The 19,384-nt window shown below is 45.0% G+C and carries 11 protein-coding genes; all 11 read left to right on the top strand.

The window, feature by feature from the left end:
* Window positions 1-274 precede the first annotated feature (274 nt).
* Window positions 275-1,012, top strand: a complete 738-nt coding sequence (locus DW904_RS02695; RefSeq protein ID WP_118577952.1) for an SDR family oxidoreductase — start codon at window positions 275-277, stop codon at window positions 1,010-1,012.
* Window positions 1,013-1,202: 190 nt separating this feature from the next.
* The gene (locus tag DW904_RS02690; protein WP_118577951.1) at window positions 1,203-2,483 is read left to right on the top strand and encodes an L-serine ammonia-lyase, iron-sulfur-dependent, subunit alpha; all 1,281 of its coding nucleotides are present in this window, start codon (window positions 1,203-1,205) and stop codon (window positions 2,481-2,483) included.
* Window positions 2,484-2,580: 97 nt separating this feature from the next.
* Entirely contained in the window at window positions 2,581-3,537 is a 957-nt protein-coding gene (locus DW904_RS02685; RefSeq protein ID WP_118577950.1) for an ABC transporter permease, read from the top strand.
* Window positions 3,538-3,556: 19 nt separating this feature from the next.
* Window positions 3,557-4,426, top strand: coding sequence for an ABC transporter permease (locus tag DW904_RS02680; protein ID WP_118577949.1), 870 nt, complete (start codon window positions 3,557-3,559; stop codon window positions 4,424-4,426).
* Between the two features lie 143 nt (window positions 4,427-4,569).
* Window positions 4,570-6,150, top strand: a complete 1,581-nt coding sequence (locus DW904_RS02675; RefSeq protein WP_118577948.1) for a peptide ABC transporter substrate-binding protein — start codon at window positions 4,570-4,572, stop codon at window positions 6,148-6,150.
* A gap of 145 nt (window positions 6,151-6,295) precedes the next feature.
* Window positions 6,296-7,264 (top strand): ABC transporter ATP-binding protein, encoded by a 969-nt coding sequence (locus tag DW904_RS02670; protein WP_118577947.1) that lies wholly within the window; start codon window positions 6,296-6,298, stop codon window positions 7,262-7,264.
* A complete protein-coding gene (locus tag DW904_RS02665) occupies window positions 7,264-8,250 on the top strand; it encodes a dipeptide ABC transporter ATP-binding protein (RefSeq protein ID WP_148463505.1) in 987 nt (328 codons plus the stop codon). The genes DW904_RS02670 and DW904_RS02665 overlap by 1 nt, the downstream gene beginning before the upstream one ends.
* 303 nt (window positions 8,251-8,553) lie before the next feature.
* Window positions 8,554-10,299 carry an MATE family efflux transporter gene (locus tag DW904_RS02660; RefSeq protein ID WP_202030773.1) on the top strand — a complete coding sequence of 582 codons (1,746 nt, stop codon included), beginning with the start codon at window positions 8,554-8,556 and terminating at the stop codon, window positions 10,297-10,299.
* A 12-nt stretch (window positions 10,300-10,311) separates the two neighbouring features.
* Window positions 10,312-11,784, top strand: a complete 1,473-nt coding sequence (locus tag DW904_RS23500; RefSeq protein ID WP_243110270.1) for an amino acid adenylation domain-containing protein — start codon at window positions 10,312-10,314, stop codon at window positions 11,782-11,784.
* Entirely contained in the window at window positions 11,676-15,086 is a 3,411-nt protein-coding gene (locus DW904_RS23495; protein ID WP_243110269.1) for a non-ribosomal peptide synthetase, read from the top strand. The genes DW904_RS23500 and DW904_RS23495 overlap by 109 nt, the downstream gene beginning before the upstream one ends.
* Window positions 15,083-19,300, top strand: a complete 4,218-nt coding sequence (locus DW904_RS23490) for an amino acid adenylation domain-containing protein (RefSeq protein ID WP_243110268.1) — start codon at window positions 15,083-15,085, stop codon at window positions 19,298-19,300. The genes DW904_RS23495 and DW904_RS23490 overlap by 4 nt, the downstream gene beginning before the upstream one ends.
* Window positions 19,301-19,384 lie beyond the last annotated feature (84 nt).

Genomic DNA, 19,384 nt, shown 5'->3' with positions numbered 1-19,384 from the left:
CTATGTACAAATAAGTCCCAGCCAGTACACAGCATTCGGGCAATGGTGATTGCTCTAGCGAGCCATTTCAGGCGCGGTTTTAGCGTAGGCGAAATCCACTGCTTACGGAGACTTAATCGTGAAGGCTCTCCTGAACGATTTAGTCGCAGTTAGCAGTTAGTTCGCTGGAGCGTTGCGCCGGCGAGTGAGCAATCACCATTGTCCGAATGCGTCCGCCTTTAACAACTTTCAACACACTAAATAGTAATAAAATATACAGAAAAGAGGACACCCCATGAGCAAAGTAACCATAATCACCGGCGGTACATCTGGAATCGGAAGAGGGATTGCGGAGAAAATTCTGGAAAATTCTGCGTCGGACGATATTTTATATGTGAGCTATGGACATAACACGGAGCAGGCGGAGGAATTTCTTCATGCACAAACAGAGGAAAATCAGAAAAAAATCCGGTTGCTCCAGGCTGATATGTCATCCTATGATGAAATGATGAAATTTGTATCCCGGGTCAAAGAAGAAGCGAGCCATGTAGACTGGCTGGTAAACAATGTAGGAATCAGCACCTATGCGAAATATGAAGATTACACTTTTGACGAATGGACCAAAATTGTGAATACTAACCTGTCTGTTCCGGTATTTCTGGTGAAAGAACTTCGCCCCATTATGAGCGAAGGTGGCAGCATTCTTTTTACCGGTTCCTACGCAGGACAGCAGGCTTATTCCTCATCTCTGGTTTACGGCGTCACCAAATCCGCCATTCATTTCCTTACCAAATCTCTGGTAAAAGAACTGGAACCAAAGCAGATCCGGGTCAATGCCATTGCCCCGGGATTCATTGAAACCAGCTGGCACAAAAACCGCACTCCGGAAAGCTATGAACGCATTAACCGTAAGATTGCGCTTCACCGCTTTGGTGAGATCTCAGAAGTGGCAGATATGGCATACGAAGTTCTGAAAAATGGATACATGAATGGAAGCGTTGTAGACATTCATGGCGGATATGACTATTTCTAAAAAGAATCCTCTGATCTGATTCCAAATAAAAAATCTGTATCAGGATTATATTCGCGAAGTGATTAACAAAAACAAAATTCACAAATATAGTTCGGGATTTTTCTAAATATAAAATTTCTGGAATTAATTGATTTTAAGAAGATAGTGTGCTAAAGTATTTATAATGTTGTGCGAAAGCGAGGAGAAAACATTGCACAAAAGTGATGAAAAATACCAGGCTTACGTAAAAATCCTAGAGGAAGAACTGGTTCCTGCAATGGGATGTACCGAACCCATTGCCATTGCCTATGCAGGCGCAGTGGCGAGAAAAACTTTAGGTAATCTGCCGGAACAGCTGGATATTAAAGTAAGTGGAAATATTATCAAAAATGTAAAAAGCGTCATCGTTCCCAATACTGGCGGCATGAGGGGAATTGCAGCTGCTCTGTGCGCGGGTGTGATCGCAGGCGATGCGGAAGCGCTCCTTGAAGTAATTGCAAGAGTAACATCCGGTCAGAAGGAAGAAATCAAGTCCTACATGGATCAGGTGAAACCTAGGATCACTCCGGCATCCACCGGGCATGTATTTGAAATCGATCTGACCGTAACCAAAGGTACTGAAACGGCCCGTGTCCGCATTGTAGATACGCACACCAACATCATCCTTATTGAGAAAAACGGCCAGCCTGTTTTCCGGAAAGATGTCTGTTCAGGTAAGGAAGAGAAAAAGACCGACCATTCCATATTAAACATAGAAGACATTATCGACTTTGCCAACACTGTTGACACAGAAGATGTAAAGGAGGTTCTGGAGCGTCAGATCCGTTACAATACAGCCATTTCTGAGGAGGGACTTCGTGGAAACTATGGAGCGAACATCGGAAAAGTCCTTCTTCACACCTACGGCGACAATATTAAGATCCGTGCCAGAGCCAAGGCAGCAGCCGGTTCCGATGCCCGAATGAATGGCTGCGAGCTTCCTGTGGTGATCAATTCCGGAAGCGGCAACCAGGGCATGACTGCCAGCATTCCGGTCATTGAATTTGCCAGAGAGCTGCAGGTTTCCCATGACAAAATGCTTCGCGCCCTGGTGCTTTCCAATCTTGTAACCATTCATCTGAAGACTGGAATCGGAACTCTTTCTGCCTATTGCGGTGCAGTAAGTGCAGGCTGTGGAAGCGGTGCGGGAATTGCTTATCTCTACGGCGGCGATTATGAAGTAATTGCACATACAATCGTGAATTCCCTGGCAATTGTTTCCGGAATCATCTGTGACGGAGCGAAAGCCTCCTGCGCAGCCAAGATTTCAGCAGCAGTCGATGCCGGAATCATGGGCTATGAAATGTACATACAGGGACAGCAGTTCTACGGCGGTGATGGAATCGTTACCCACGGTGTGGAAAATACCATCCGGAACGTGGGACAGCTGGCGAAGGAAGGTATGTGCGAAACGGATAAAGAGATTATCCGGATTATGGTAGAGCGTGGTTGAAAAAGGCTTTCTGCAAGATGTGCACCACAATTTGCGGGAGCTTGCGGAAATACTTTTTCAAACAGGTTCTAGGAAAAGGAGATGAAGGGAAAACACTATGAAGTGGAAATACATATTAAAAAGAATACTGATTGCCATTCCCACTTTTTTCGGAATTACCATATTGGCCTATTTTATTCTGAATATGGCGCCTGGTTCACCGCTGGATGCACTTCTGGCAGATCCGGGAATTACTCCGGCAGAGCTGGAACGTAAGAGAGTGGCACTTGGACTGGATCAGCCGGTGATCATTCAGTATTTTACCTGGCTGAAACAATTGCTTACGGGAAATCTGGGATTTTCCTACAGCACCCAGAGACCGGTGGCAGCGATGATACTGGAGCGTCTTCCGGCTACTGCGATTCTGGCGGCAAGCTCCATTGTACTGTCATTGATCGTATCCATTCCTCTTGGAATCTTTGCTGCCTCCAGGCCGAATTCAGGAAGAGATTACTTTTCCGGCGGTCTGTCTATGCTGATGATGGCGACTCCGAACTTCTTTGTAGGACTGGTATTTATTTATCTGTTCGCCATTGTGTTTAACATTCTGCCATCAGGAGGAATGTACAGCTCAAGCGGAGCTCATACATTCGGAGATCTGATGAAGCACATGATCCTGCCTTGTCTGGTCCTTTCCTTTCAGCAGATCGGAGGATGGGTAAGGCACATGCGAAGCAGTATGCTGGAAGTTATGCAGGACGACTACATTCGTACCGCCAAGTCCAAAGGTCTTACCAAATGGAAAGTGATCATGAAGCACGCCTTGAAAAATGCCCTTACACCGGTCGTTACAGTTGTGGGAATGTCCATTCCTTCTATTGTAGGCGGCGCAGTTGTAACCGAGCAGGTTTTCGGATGGCCGGGAATTGGTTCTCTTATGGTAACAGCGATCAACGGACGAGACTACCCGGTTATTATGGGAATCACGGTTATGATCGCGGCAGCGGTTCTTATTGCGAATATTCTCACTGATGTTGCATACGGAATTCTGGATCCGAGAATCAGCTATAAATAAGGGAGGATAGAAGACAGAAATGAAAAAACAGAAAAACGAAAATGTAAGCTATCTTTCCGAGGTACTTGATAAACTGAAAGAACACAAAATGGCTATGGCAGGTCTGGTAGTCCTGATCGTGGAAATACTGATGGTGGTTTTTCTTCCCATGATCCTGAAGCTGGATCCTTATACTTCAGACTACACTGCCTTTTCGGTAGCTCCGGGAGGAGCGCACATCCTTGGAACTGATGCTATCGGGCGTGATGTTTTTGCCCGTCTGATGTATGGCGGAAGAACCTCTCTGCTGGTTGGTTTTGTTTCCACACTGATCAGCTGCGCAATCGGAGTTCCTCTTGGCCTGGTTGCTGGTTATGCCAGAGGAAAGGCGGAAGCAGTTATTATGCGAATTGCAGATATTTTTATGTCTTTTCCATCAATTGTGCTGATCCTGGTACTGGTTGCAGTTCTTGGACCGTCTGTCTGGTCTGTAACCTGTGTCATTGGTGTGCTCGGCTGGACACAGTTTGCCAGACTGATCTATGCAAATGTACTTTCCGTATCCGAGAAAGAATATGTAGAATCTGCAAGGGCAATTGGTACCTCCAATTTCAAGATCGTGACAAAGTATGTTCTTCCAAACTCTTTTGCCCCGATCCTGATCGCAATCACATTCCAGATGGCGAGTGCCATCCTTTCTGAATCATCGTTAAGCTTCCTTGGCATGGGTGTACAGCCGCCGGGAGCAAGCTGGGGAAATATGCTCTACGATGCGCAGTCCATTACTGTGCTTTCCCAGAAGCTGTGGATCTGGCTTCCGCCGGGACTTGCACTTCTGATCACGGTGTTAAGTATTAATTTTCTGGGCGACGGCATCCGCGATGCGCTGGATCCGAAAATCAAACTGTAATGTCTCAGGATCATGAAGGTCTTGATTCAAGGCCGGACAGTCCGTTGACATAAGATTGGTTCCGGGAGTTTCCCGGACTGATTTGCTTCACAAAACCTGTCAGAGAAAAAACATCCCTGACAAAAGAAAAAAGGAGGAGACCTATGAAATTCAACATGAAAAAGGCTGCAGCGCTCCTGCTTGCAGGAAGCATGGTAGCAGGTTATGCTGTTCCGGCTGCTGCTGAGGCAGAGGAAAAAGTAGTAACAGCTGCTATGGACCAGGCATGGGATACCATGATGCCGCTGAACACCACAAGCAACTACACCCGTTTTATCTGTGACCAGATTTATGACCGCTTGACACAGACAAACGCAGACGGTTCCATTGAGGGACGCCTTGCTGAGTCTTGGACTGTAAACGATGCCAGTGACGCAGTTACCTTTAAGCTTCATGAAGACGCAGTATGGTCTGATGGTGAGCCGGTTACAGCAGAGGACGTTGTATTCAGCTACCAGATGTATTCTGATCCGTCTGTAGAGGCAAAGAGCCGTTATCACCTGGAGTACATTGCCGGTGTGGATGATTCCGGAGCAGAGCTTTCCGAGGATTCTATCGAAGTAACTGCAGACAGCGATTATGAAGTAACCTTCAAATTAAAAGAGGCTATGTATCCTGATACATTCCTGCAGGATATCGACACTGTTTTCATCATCCCGAAACATATATTTGAAGGAAAAACAGCAGAAGAGATCAATGCTCCTGACCTTTGGGCAAATCCGGTAGGTTCCGGCCCATTCATCTATGACAGTGAGATCAATGGTGAGCGTATGGAATTCACAAAGAATGAAAACTACTATCTTGGAACTCCAAATATTGACCGTCTGATCATCCGTGTAGTACCGTCCGCAAACGTTCTTTCCGGTCTTATGAACGGCGAGCTTGATTTGATCGGATTCGGTTCCGTACTGACTGATGACTGGGAAACAGCCAAGTCCCAGGATAACCTGGTAACAGAGTCTGTTCCTACCACTTCCTATACCACTCTGATCTTCAATACTCAGAAGGAATATCTTACTCAGGAAGTTCGCCAGGCACTGAATATGGCAATCAACCGTGATGTACTGGTAAATGGTCTTCTTATGGGAGAGGGAACTCCGATCATGACCCCGATCGCACCGGTAAGCCCATACTACAATGACAAGGTTCAGGTTCAGTATGATCCTGAAAAGGCAAAAGAGATGCTTGCAGAAGCAGGCTTCCCGGCTGGACAGACACTGAAATTCTTCATCTCCTCCGGAAGCAGCATTACCGAGAGATGTGCAGCCCTGATCGTACAGGATTTTGCAAATGTCGGTGTAAATGTAGAAATTGAGCAGATGGACTTTGCAACTCTGATGAGCCGTATGCTTGACGGCGAGCATGATCTTGGAATCATTGGTTCCGGCGGAACTCTTGACCCAAGTGAGAGCCGTGAAATGATTTATCCGGAAAGCTCCTGCAACTTCTGCCAGATTCAGGATACAGAGCTTTCTGACCTGATCGACAAAGGAAACGCAGAGCTTACTTTTGAAGCAAGAAAACCATACTTCGATGAGTATCAGGAAAAGGTTGTAGAAAAAGCAGCTATGGGCTACTTATATACAAAGAACCTTCTTACCGCTTACAACAAGAGCATGAAGAACCTGAACGTTGCAGACTTTAATTGTCTGAACTGGTCTTCCTGGGAGTGGGATAAAGAGTAATAAAAATGGGAAACAGGACAAAAGCGGATAAAGCTTTTGATCCTGGAACCCGCCAAATATGAGAGAAAAGACTCTCATGTCTGGCGGATTTCAGGAGCTGTGAAAGAATCACAGTGAGTTAATTAAGAGAAAAAGGAGTACAGCTATGGCATCTTTACTTTCAGTAGAGAATTTACAGGTACAGTTTCAGACAAAAAAAGGCATTAACACAGCCGTTGACGGTGTAAGCTTTTCTGTAGAAAAAGGCAGGATCCTCGGAATTGTAGGAGAGTCCGGATGCGGAAAAAGTGTCACATCCATGTCTATCCTTCAGCTTCTTGGAAGCAACGCCCGGATTTCCGGCGGCAGCATCAAACTGGATGGAAAAGAACTGATAGGGCTTCCGGAGAAAGAGATGTGCAGGATCCGCGGAAATGATATTGCCATGATTTTTCAGGATCCAATGACTGCCCTGAATCCGACTCTGACTATTGGAACCCAGCTGATGGAACCAATTATGCTCCACCAGAACTGCGGTAAAAAAGAAGCCTGGACAAGAGCTGTGGACGTTCTGAAAAGAGTTGGGATCGCTGCTCCGGAGAAGCGGATGAAGGAATATCCGCATCAGCTTTCTGGCGGTATGCGCCAGCGAGTGATGATCGCCATGGCAGTATCCTGCGAGCCAAGACTTCTTATTGCAGATGAGCCTACCACAGCCCTGGACGTAACCATCCAGGCACAGATCCTGGAGCTGATGTGTGAGCTCAGGGAAAAAATGGGAACAGCCATTATGCTGATTACCCATGATATGGGGGTAGTAGCAGAGACCGCAGACGATGTGCTTGTTCTTTATGCAGGAAAAGCAGTAGAATACGGCAGCATTGAGGATATTTTTGAAAGACCGAAGCATCCTTACACACAGGGACTTTTGAACTCTATTCCCCGCCTTGATGAGGATGTAGAGCTGCTGAATACCATTGAGGGCACCGTTCCGGCACCGGACGCCATGCCTGCAGGCTGCAGATTTGCTCCCCGATGTCCTTACGGAAAAGACCGCTGCATGAAAGAAAAACCAGGCGTTTACCATGCTGGAAATTCTCTGGTAAGCTGCTTCAGATACGAGGGTGAGAAATAATGAGTGAGAACACAGGAATCTTATTGGAAACAAAGGATTTATCCAAATATTTTACGGCAAAAAAAGGGCTTCTGAACCGTAATCCATCTGTAGTAAAAGCAGTAGACCATGTAAGTCTTTCTGTGAGAAAGGGTGAGACACTGGGCCTGGTCGGAGAGTCCGGCTGCGGAAAATCCACTCTGGGAAGAACTATTCTCCGCCTGATCCCGGCAACAGAGGGCCAGGTTATGTACAATGGGGAAGACATCCTTACCTATGATAAGAAAAAAATGTGGGAAATGCGCCGGAAGCTGCAGATTATTTTCCAGGATCCATATAGCTCCCTGAATCCCAGAATGACCGTTTATGATCTGATCAGTGCCCCTCTTGAGGTGTATAAAGTGGGGACTAAGGAAGAACGCAGGGAAATGGTGGAAGAGATCCTTCAGGAGGTTGGACTGGATAAACAGTATCTGAATCGTTTTCCTCACGAGTTTTCAGGCGGTCAGAGGCAGCGAATCGGAATTGCAAGGGCACTGATCCTGAATCCGGAATTTGTTGTCTGTGATGAGGCAGTTTCCGCACTGGACGTATCTGTCCGCGCGCAGGTGCTGAATCTTATGAGAAATATGCAGCAGAAGAAAAATCTGACCTACCTGTTTATCTCCCATGACCTGAGTGTAGTCCGCCATATCAGTGACAGAATTGCAGTTATGTATCTTGGAAGTGTGGTTGAGGTTGCAGAAAAAGCCCAGCTTTATTCCAATCCGATGCACCCCTATACAAAAGCTCTTCTTTCTGCAATCCCGCTTCCAGATGTGAAGAAGAAACGTCAGCGTATCATTCTGGAGGGTGACGTGCCAAGTGCCTACAATCCACCGTCAGGATGCAAATTCCATACCCGCTGTCCCTATGCAACAGACCGCTGCAGGCAGGAAGCTCCTGTGCTTCAGGAGGTGGAAAAGGGGCATAAAGCAGCCTGCCACAGGGCTTTGGAGCTTGCCTGAAAATTTATTTCCTGCAATCTGCAGGCTCCGCAAATTGTGACGTACATTTTGTAGAAAGCCTTTTTAAACATGTTCTGGAGTCTGCTGAATAATTACATATCAGGAAGGATACTACCGGTTTCCAAAGAATTCCATTAAAGGGATATCTTCGGGAAACCGGTATTTTTTTAAGCTATTTTTGTTTAATTTGACGTTGTTTTCGTTGCTTTATTGAAAAATATTTCATTTTTTGCTAAATTATATATAAATATGGAGTATTCTGATTTTGTTTAGAAATACTCCAAAATTTCGAAAGGGGATGGAATGGTGGAAAACAGAAATAACAGGTTGCTGAATGCGAAATTAAACAAGTATATCGTTCCAGGTATTATGATGTCGCTGGCACTTCAGCTTGGAAACATTGTGGACACTATCTTTGTAAGTAATTTAATTGGTGTAGAAGCAATGTCCGCAGTCACAATGAGTCTTCCGGTTGAAACGATAGTTCAGCTTACCGGTTACTGTCTGGGTGTGGGAGGTTCCATAGCCGCAGGAAATATGCTTGGTAAACGTGACAAAGAAGGGGCTTCGAGATTGTTTTCGGCCACTTTTATTGTCACACTCGTGGTGGGACTGCTGTTTTCTCTTATTGCATTTCCTGCTGCAGGACCTATTGCCAGATTTCTGGTATCCGGAGACGGAGTTTTGACAACTTATACAAGAGACTATATCCGCATTAGCATGTTAGGTGCACCGGTAATCGGAATTGGTCTGATGATGGTAAACTACCTTGGGGTGGAAAACCATCCGGAGCTTGCTTCTGTTTATCTGATCGCAGCCAATGTGATAAATCTTGTGCTGGATTACATATTTCTTAGATTTACACCACTTGGAGTTACAGGTGCATCCTTATCAACGGTACTTGGCTTTCTTTTTGCCATGGTGGTTTTCCTTTTCTATATTCGCTCAGATAAGAGGAATATCAGTTTCGTGCGGCTGAATGCAAAGGATTTCGGAATCGTGAAGGAGGCAGTGATTACAGGTGTGCCCATGCTTGTTTTCATGGCAACCAATTTTGTAAAAGCCCTTGGTCTGAACACCATCATTATGAATCAGATCGGGGAAGACGGAATGGCAGTATTTACGGTCTGCGACAATGTTTTGCTGATCGTGGAAATGCTTACAGGCGGAATCATTGGCGTAATTCCTAATGTTGCAGGAATTCTTTTTGGAGAAAAAGACTATGTGGGAATCCGTGTCCTGTGCAAAAAAATGCTGAAATACAGCTACATCGTGCTGGCAGTCATATTCGTTCTGATCATGCTGTTTACAGAACAGATCACCATTATGTTCGGAGGCGGCGGAGAGCTGGGACGGGAGATGGTTCATGCACTGCGTATTTTTGCTTTATGTGTAGTGCCTTATCTCTGGAATAAATTTACCGTAAGCTATTATGAATCTATTGAAGAGACTGCAATTGCAAGCTTTGTTACCTTCCTTGAAAACGCAGTGGCAGTTCTTCCTGCAACATTTATAGGAATTTCTATCTGGAAACAGATTGATGGAATCGGTACAAATGGAATTGGTGCTGCATTTGTTGCCACAGAGATCATAACCTTGATCGCAGCCTGGATTTTCCGAAAGATCAAACACAAAAATTCTACTTTTTATATTGTTCCGGACCAAAATCCCGGAATCAATTTTGATTTTTCCATTAAGAGCACCATGGAAGAAGCTGGCGCGGTTAACAGAAAAATCCTGGAGTTCTGCAAGGAAAACGGTGTATCCGGAAACAGAGCCAATCTTGCTGCCGTGTGTGCAGAAGAAATGACTGTGAATATCATTAAATTTGGTGGAAAAACTTCCAACTGGATCGACATCAATCTTTGCCTGGAGGATGACATTTGCCAGTTAAGGATAAGAGACAACGGAGTGAATTTTAATCCGTTGGAATACAGCTATGACCATGAGGAGTTTGATATCCATGGAATTGAGCTGGTGAAAAAGATTTCAAAATCAATGGATTATATCCGCGCAATTGATATGAATAATACTATAATATCATTTTAGGAGGTGCAGGAAATGTCTGACATTAACGAAAAGAGCAATTTTGTTTTTGAATTTCAGCCTGTGACAAAGCTGTTTGAAGAGCAGGTGCGGCTTCATCCTGACAAATGTGCTGTAGCTTCCAGCAAGGAAAGCTTTACCTACGCACAGCTGAATGAAAGAGCAAACAGAATTGCGAATTCTCTTATTGAAAAAGGCGTTGGCTGTGAAAAAATCGTAGGTGTGGTACTGGAGCGCTGCTGTGACTTTTACGCAGTCCGTCAGGGTATTTTGAAGGCTGGTGGTGCATTTGCTGTCGCAGCCCCGGATTATCCCGATGACCGTGTGCAGTTCATTTTTGAAGATGCAGGAGTTCCCTTTATTATCACCACAAAGGAAATCGCGAAGGACCGCCAGGAGCTGTTTTCCAGGCTTTCCTGTACGGTGCTTCTGCTTGAAGAATTGCTGGAAAATCCAAATGCCGGGAACCCGGATACCAGGATTAAGGAACATGATCTTTGCTACTGTATTTACACCTCCGGTTCCACGGGAAAACCAAAAGGTGTTATGATCGAGCATATCAACCTTGCCAATTTTGTAAATCCTAATCCAAAGAATGCGGAAACCTATGGCTATGTAAGCAGGGGAAGCGTTTCCCTTTCCATGGCAGCCATGACATTTGATGTTTCGGTACTGGAGGAATTTCTCCCTCTCACCAATGGAATGACTGCAGTGATCGCAAGCGATGAAGAGATCCTGAATCCCATTATGCTTGGAGATTTAATTGTAAAAAATAAAGTGGATATTATGACCACAACTCCTACCTATCTTTCCAATATGATCGATCTGCCCCAGCTTCAGGAAGCAGCTGCCCAGATCAAGGTATTTGACGTAGGAGCAGAAGCATTCCCGCCTGCACTTTTTGACAAGATTCACGCAGTAAACCCGGATGCTTATATTATGAACGGCTATGGACCAACCGAGACTACCATCAGCTGTACCATGAAGGTAATCACCGACAGCAAAAACATTACCATCGGAAAGCCAAACGGCAATGTTCAGGTTTATGTGGTTGACAAAGAGAACAGGATCCTTCCGGACGGAGAGACCGGAGAGCTTGTAATTGCAGGTCTTGGAGTAGGTCGTGGCTACATCAATCTGCCGGAGAAAACAGCAGAAGTTTTCATCACTCTCAACGGAGAAAGAGCCTATAAAACAGGCGATCTTGCAAAGATCACTCCAGATGGCGAGATCGAATTTTTCGGAAGAATTGACAATCAGATCAAGCTTCGCGGTCTCAGAATCGAGCTTGGTGAGATCGAGGAGGTTGTTAACAGCTTCGAAGGATCATCACCAGTATTACAGTACCGGTGGATAATAAATATCTTTGCTGCTACTTTATGGCAGACCGCCAGATCAATGTTGAAGCGCTTACCGCTTATGCGTCAGAATCCCTGGCTCATTACATGGTTCCGGATGTTTTCATCCAGCTGGAAAAAATGCCTTTAACACAGAATGGCAAAATTGACAAAAAAGCATTGCCCAAGCCGGTGGCGCAGCCCAGAAATCTGAAAGAGCCGGAAACTCCAATGCAGAAGAAGATCTTTGACATTGTGGCCCAAGTAGTAGAAAACGACTTCTTCGGAATCGACACCAGTTTTTACAAGGCCGGCCTTTCCTCCATCAGTGCAATGAAGCTCTGTGTTCTGATCTCAGAGGAATTTGGTGTTACCGTAAAAACAAGCGATATCCACGAGAACAATACCGTGGAGAAGCTGGAAAAATATGTCATGCTGGCGCCGAAACTCAGAACCTACGAAAAGAGAGAGGTTTATCCTCTTACCGGTTCCCAGAAGGGTATTTTTGCAGAATGCAGCAAAAATCCTGAGAGTACCGTATACAATATCCCCTTCCTTTTTGAACTGGATCCAACAGTGGATACCCGGAAATTATCCGATGCAATTGCCAGAATGGTAAGCGCCCATTCCTATCTGCTCACACAGGTATATCTTGACGATAATGGGGAGATGGTACAGCGCCCTGGAAATGAGACATTTGTGCCGGAAGTGATCGAGACCACAAATGAGAAATTTGCCAGCCAGAAGGAAAGCCTTGTACGTCCGTTTAAGCTGGAAAAGGGACGTCTCCTTCGTGTGGCAATTTATGTGACAGAAGATAAGAAATACCTCTTTACTGATTTCCACCATATTATTGCTGACGGCAACTCCTATGATATCATTTTCGAGGATATCAATAAGGCCTATATGGGTGAAAAACTGGAAAAAGAGTCCTATACCGGATTTGATGCGGCCCTTGACGAAGAACAGCAGATGAAAGAGGGCAAATACAAAAAAGCTGAGAAATATTATGACAGTATTTTTGAAGGAATTGAAACGGAATCCCTCCCTATGCCAGACCTGAATGGAAAAGCTCCTGAAAAAGGTTATCTGGAGAAGACCATGGGCCTGAAAGAAGAGGCCATTCTTTCCTATTGCGAGAAGCTGGGTGTTACCCCGAATATTTTATTTACAGGTCTGTTCGGCATCCTTATGGCAAAATACTCCAATGCAGAGGACAGTCTGTTGTCTACTATTTATAATGGACGAAACGATTCCAGGCTTGAAAACACAGTCTGCATGCTGGTAAAAACCCTTCCTGTTTATTGCAAATTCGACCCGAAGACCACCGTACAGGCGTATATGGCAGAGCTTTCCGAGCAGATGCTGTCCTCCATGGCAAACGATATTTTCCCATTTTCCGATATTTGTGCAAAATACGGGCTGAATTCGGATCTTACCTTTGCATACCAGGCAGAGTTAAGCGACGATTATCCAATTGGAGACACCATTGCCAGAGGCCACGACCTTTCCCTGGATATGGCCAAAATGCCTCTGCTGATCCAGGTAAGAGAGTACAACCACACTTATGTGCTTACAGCAGAATACCGCAGCGACATGTACAGCCAGGCCTTTATTGACGGAATCCTGGATTCCTATGAAGCTGCCATGAGCTCCATGCTGAAAACAAAATATGTTTCTGAAATCTCTGTGATCTCTCAGAGTGGGGTAAACAAGATCGCAGAATTCAATCATACAGAAAACGAATTTGACAGAAGCAAAACCATTTCTGACATGTTCGCTGAATTGGCAGAGACCATTCCAGACCACACCGCAGTGGTATTTAAAGACCGGAAATATACATACAAAGAACTGGACGAGCTCAGCAACAGACTTGGAAAATATATTGCATCCCAGGGAATCGGCAGGGAGGATGTAGTCTCCATTCTGATCCCCCGCTGCGAATACATGGCCATCGCACCAATGGGCGTGATCAAAGCCGGTGCGGCATACCAGCCTCTTGACCCTACTTACCCGAAAGACCGCCTGATGTACATGCTGGAGGATTCTGCTGCTAAGCTTTTGATCGCAGACAGAGAGCTTCTGCCGCTGGTAGACGGCTATCAGGGACCTGTTTTATTTACAGATGAGATCCCACAGCTGGAAGAGCGTGATGTGGAACTTAAGAAGCCAGAGCTTCATGATCTGTTTATTTTACTGTACACTTCCGGCTCCACCGGCGTGCCGAAAGGCTGTATGCTGGAATATGGAAATATCACTGCATTCTGCCACTGGTACAAAAAGTATTACCAGGTAGATCACAGCTCCAAAATAGCAGCTTATGCGTCCTTTGGATTTGATGCTTCCATGATGGATATTTACGGTGCAATTGCAAACGGTGCAGAGCTTCACATTATTCCGGAAGAAATCCGTCTTGATTTTATTGCACTTCAGCGTTATTTTGAAGAGAATGGCGTTACCCATTCCTTTATGACTACACAGGTGGGAAGACAGTTTGCGATGGAAATGAGCTGCGAGAGTCTGCAATATCTTTCCATAGGTGGAGAGAAGCTTGTTCCTATGGAACCGCCGAAGGATTATAAATTCTTTAATGCGTATGGTCCTACAGAGTGCACAATTTTTACAACTGTATTTGAAGTGGATAAATATTATTCAAATATTCCAATCGGAAAAGCGCTTGATAATTTCAAGCTTTATATAGCCGATAAGTTTGGTCATCTGCTTCCATACGGTGCCTGCGGTGAACTGATGATCTCCGGATGGCAGGTTTCCAGAGGCTATCTGAATAAACCGGAGAAAACTTCGGAAGTTTATACGAAGAATATTTATGACGATGCAGAAGGTTATGAAGTCCTGTATCATTCCGGTGATGTTGCCAGATATCTTCCGGATGGAAACATCCAGATCATTGGAAGAAAAGACTCCCAGGTTAAGGTCAGAGGCTTTAGAATTGAGCTTTCCGAGGTTGAGGAGGTCATAAGAAGATACGAAGGCATAAAGGATGCAACCGTAGTGGCTTTTGACGATCCAAATGGCGGCGGAAAATATATTGCAGCTTATGTAGTATCTGACGGTCAGGTTGACATAAATAAGTTAAATGATTTCATCAAAGAAACCAAGCCTCCATACATGGTTCCGGCAGTTACCATGCAGATCGACAAGATTCCGCTGAACCAGAATCAGAAGGTAAACAAAAAAGCCCTTCCACTGCCAGAGCGAAAAGTGGAAGAGATCGTGAAACCGGAGAATGAGACTCAGCAGAAGCTGTTTGACTGTATTGCTGAGGTTCTTGGCTATACCGAATTCGGCATTACCACAGATATTTACGAGGCAGGACTGACCTCTATCACTGCTATTAAGCTGAATATCCTTATTTCTAAAGCTTTTGACATTGTGATAAAAACATCTGACATCAAGGATCACCCAACTATTCAGATGTTAGAGGCTTTGTGAAGACTGCCGGAAAAGAAACCAAGAGGGAAATCCAGGAAAATTATCCTCTCACCAATACCCAGGAGGGAATTTTCATCGAGTGTACAGCCAATATGGGATCCACCATTTACAATATCCCATATCTTCTGAAGCTTGACAAAAAGGTTGACCTGGATAAGCTGGCAGAAGCAATTGACAGCACCGTTGCAGCTCATCCTTACCTGAAAACTCGTCTCTTTATGAGCGACGAAGGAGAAGTCCTTCAGAAACGTAATGATGCTTTCACTTATAAGACGCAGATTATAAATGGAATGAACCGGGAAACTCTGGTTCGTCCGTACATGCTGTTTAATGAACAGCTTTTCCGCTTTGAGATTCACAGAACCTGTGATGGAAATTATCTGTTCCTTGACATTCATCATATTGTTGCAGATGGTACCTCCCTGGGCATTATCCTGAACGACATTAACAGGGCTTACAGCGGAGAAAAGCTGGAAGTGGAAGAGTATACTTCCTATGATCTGGCCCTTGATAACAGGGATGCTCTGGCAAGTGATGCTTATAAGAATGCAGAGAACTACTATAAATCCGTTTTTGAAAATGCGGGCGGAAGCATCAACTTCTATCCAGACAAGAGCGGAGCAGCTCCAACCGCAGAGATGTATCATCGTGAGACCAGTGAGTTCTCCGTACAGGACGTGAAGGCATTCTGTAAGAAGCACGGAATTACAGAGAATGTATTCTTTATCTCTGCTTTTGGTATTACTCTTGGAAAATACAATTTCAGGAAGGATGCGGTATTTACCACTATTTACCACGGCAGAAACGATTCCAGACTTTCCGATACCGTGGGTATGCTGGTAAAGACTCTTCCCGTTTACTGTGATTTCTCAGGAAGCACTGCGGATTGCCTGAATGCTGTCCAGCAGCAGCTGATTAATTCCATGAACAACGATATTTATCCGTTCTCCCAGATCAGCCATGAGTTCAACATCAAGGCAGATGCCATGGTGATCTATCAGGGCGACAACTTCGCCTTTGATAATATCGGCGGGGAATATGCGCAGGAAGAACCTGTTCAGCTGAATGCGGCAAAGGCACCTGTTTCCATCAGTATTTCAATTGAGAGAAATAAGTTTGTCTTTGAGATTGAGTACAGAGGCGACATGTACAACGAGGAAACCATCAAATACCTTGCAGATAACCTGGAAACAACGGCAGATGGAATCCTGAGAGAATACGAGCCGGCAGACATCAGACTGATGTTTGAGGAAGAAACCAAAATGGAAGATGATCCTTCCCATGCCGGAAAGACCTTTGTAGACCTGTTCAGGGAAGCTGTTGCAAAATATCCGGACAGACCGGCGGTAAAAGACGGAATGGGCGAGCTTACCTATAAAGAACTGGACCATATGTCAGATTATGTTGCTCAGAAGCTTACGGAAAATGGCTTTGGCAGGGAAAAGGTTGCAGGTATTCTGTGCGGAAGAACAAAGGAATATGCCGTAGCTTATATCGGTGTTATGAAAGCCGGCGGTGCGTATGTTCCATTGGATCCGGAATATCCGCAGAGCAGAATTGAGTACATGCTGAAGGATTCCGAGGCAGAAAACCTGCTTGTAATAGACCGTTACCGCAGTCTGGTAGGCTTCTACGACCAGAATGTGATCAGCCTGGATGACGTGGCAGCAGAATCCAAAGACTTTGCACTTTCTGTAGAGCTCACAGCTCCGAAAGCAGAGAACCTGGCTTATATGATCTACACATCCGGTTCCACCGGAAAACCAAAAGGTGTTATGCTTGAACAGCGGAACCTGCTGAACCTGATCGAGTATATCCTTATGACAAGAAAACTGACACCAGATGATATTGTGGCAGAGTTTGCAAGCTTCTGCTTCGATGCATCCGTGATCGACCTGTTTGCTCCGCTTACTGCAGGCGCAGTACTGTACATTTTGCCAGAGAGCATACGAAAAGATGCGGTTGCTGTTGGAAAATTCATAAAAGAAGAAAAAATTACCACAGCTACCTTCCCAACTCAGATGGGCGAGTTGGTTGCAGAGCTTCTTGACGATGCTCCGAGCCTGAAATTTGTCACCCTGGGTGGTGAGAAGTTCAAATATTACCGGGATAGAACTTACCAGATGATCAATGGCTACGGTCCAACGGAGAATACTGTTTCCTCCACAGAGTTCTGGGTTGACAAACAGTACGACAACATCCCGATCGGTAAGTCACAGCGGAATATCCGCAGCTACATTGTGGACGAAAATATGAAACGGCTTCCGGTAGGCGCTTCTGGTGAGCTTTGCCATGCCGGACGTCAGATTGCAAGAGGATATCACAATCTTCCTGAGAAGACGGCTTCCGTATTTGTGGAAAATCCGTTCTCCGTATGTGACGAGGACAAACGTCTTTACAGAACCGGTGATATGGTCCGCATGAAAGGTGACGGAAATATTGAATATATCGGAAGAATCGATTCCCAGGTAAAGATAAGAGGATATCGTATTGAACTTGGTGAGATCGAAGGAGCTCTTCTGAAGCACGATAAGGTGAAGAATGCTGCTGTTATAGTGATCGAAAAAGGCGGAAACAAATATATCACAGCTTATTATACTGGTGAAATCATTCCGGAAGATGAGCTGAAACTGTTCCTGAACCCGCTGATTCCGGATTACATGATGCCATCCTTCTTTGTCCATCTTGAGAAAATGCCGGTGACTCCTGGCGGAAAGATAGACAAAAAGGCGCTTCCGGTACCAGAAGTAACCACCACAGCAAGCACAGCCTATGTGGAGCCTGTTACCGCTGTCCAGATTAAACTTTGCGAGATATTTGAAAAAGCACTTGGCATTGAAAAAGTAGGAATTGAGGATAACTTCTTCGAACTTGGAGGCTCCTCACTTACTGCATCAAAAGTTGCTGTTATGTGCCTTTCCAAGAATATTTCCATTGTATATGCAGACATTTTCAAATATCCGACCATCCGTGAGCTTTCTGCAATCGTGGATAACAGTGAGGCATTTGAAAATCCGCAGAGTGAGAACGAATTCTCCAGCTACAATTATAACCGGATTCAGAGCGTGATCAGCGGAAATGTGGAAGAAAACGTAAACCAGGTGACAAAGGAAGAAATTGGTGATATCATGATCACAGGTGCAACCGGCTTCCTGGGAATTCATGTTCTGAAGGCTTACCTGGATAATTATGACGGTAAGGTTTACTGTCTGGTACGTAAGGGTAAATATGAGTCCATGGAGAAACGAATGATGCATATGTTGATGTATTACTTCGATAATCCGTGCCAGGAACTGTTTGGAGAGCGTATTATCTGTGTGGATGGCGATATTACCTCGAAAGAACAGGTGGAGAAATTTGCAGATTACAAATTTAACACCATTATTAACTGCGCAGCCTGCGTAAAGCATTTTGCAGCTGGTGATGTACTGGAGAAGATAAATGTACACGGAGTGGAAAATCTGATTGAATTCTGTAAAAATAGTGGACGCAGACTGATCCAGATTTCTACTGTTTCTGTTGCCGGAGAAGGTTCCGATGGTGTTCCGCCAATGTCCAGAGTCTTTAATGAAAACGATCTGTATATTGGACAGAACATCACAAATGAATATATCCGCACAAAATTCCTTGCAGAGAGAGCTGTACTGGAAGCTGTTTCCAGTGGGCTTGACGGAAAGGTTATCCGTGTAGGAAATCTGATGAGCCGAAATTCAGATGGTGAATTCCAGATCAACTTTATTACAAACGGATTCCTGCGAAGCCTGAGAGGATATGAGGCAGTTGGTAAATTCCCAATTGGGGCTATGCACGAAGTTACAGAATTTTCACCAATTGATTCTACTGCACTTGCAGTATTGAGACTGGTGCAGACAGACCGGAGATTTACCGTATTCCACGCCTGCAACAGCCACCATATCTATATGGCGGATCTGATCTATGCAATGCGGAGCCATGGATTTGACATTGACATTGTAAGTGATGAAGAGTTTGAGGCTGCAGTAAAAGAATTTGCAAAGAACAGTGATGACTCAGATGTTGTTTCCGGACTGATCGCGTATACGGCTCATAATGAAAATGAGATCTATACCCTGGATTACAGCAACCGGTTTACAGCACAGGTTCTTTACAGACTGGATTACAAATGGCCGGTTACAGATGACAGATATCTGGAAAGCGCTATTGAGGCACTTGACAGACTTGCATTCTTTGATTGATGATGGAACAAAGTTACTGCCCACAGATGAAGTTTTACATACAGCTGGACAGTAACTGGTTTACTCAGTGGGCAGGGTGGGAAC

Source organism: Ruminococcus sp. AM42-11 (assembly GCF_003480145.1).
Lineage (GTDB): Bacteria > Bacillota > Clostridia > Lachnospirales > Lachnospiraceae > Blautia_A > Blautia_A faecis.
This window is presented reverse-complemented; position numbering and strand designations above follow the sequence as displayed.

Bases quoted from the DNA above. Each gene is read 5' to 3' on its own strand.
- DW904_RS02680 (WP_118577949.1), top strand. From the start codon at position 3,557: ATGAAAAAACAGAAAAACGAAAATGTAAGCTATCTTTCCGAGGTACTT.
- DW904_RS02665 (WP_148463505.1), top strand. From the start codon at position 7,264: ATGAGTGAGAACACAGGAATCTTATTGGAAACAAAGGATTTATCCAAA.
- DW904_RS23500 (WP_243110270.1), top strand. From the start codon at position 10,312: ATGTCTGACATTAACGAAAAGAGCAATTTTGTTTTTGAATTTCAGCCT.
- DW904_RS02685 (WP_118577950.1), top strand. From the start codon at position 2,581: ATGAAGTGGAAATACATATTAAAAAGAATACTGATTGCCATTCCCACT.
- DW904_RS02670 (WP_118577947.1), top strand. From the start codon at position 6,296: ATGGCATCTTTACTTTCAGTAGAGAATTTACAGGTACAGTTTCAGACA.
- DW904_RS02660 (WP_202030773.1), top strand. From the start codon at position 8,554: ATGGTGGAAAACAGAAATAACAGGTTGCTGAATGCGAAATTAAACAAG.
- DW904_RS02675 (WP_118577948.1), top strand. From the start codon at position 4,570: ATGAAATTCAACATGAAAAAGGCTGCAGCGCTCCTGCTTGCAGGAAGC.
- DW904_RS02695 (WP_118577952.1), top strand. From the start codon at position 275: ATGAGCAAAGTAACCATAATCACCGGCGGTACATCTGGAATCGGAAGA.
- DW904_RS23495 (WP_243110269.1), top strand. From the start codon at position 11,676: ATGGCAGACCGCCAGATCAATGTTGAAGCGCTTACCGCTTATGCGTCA.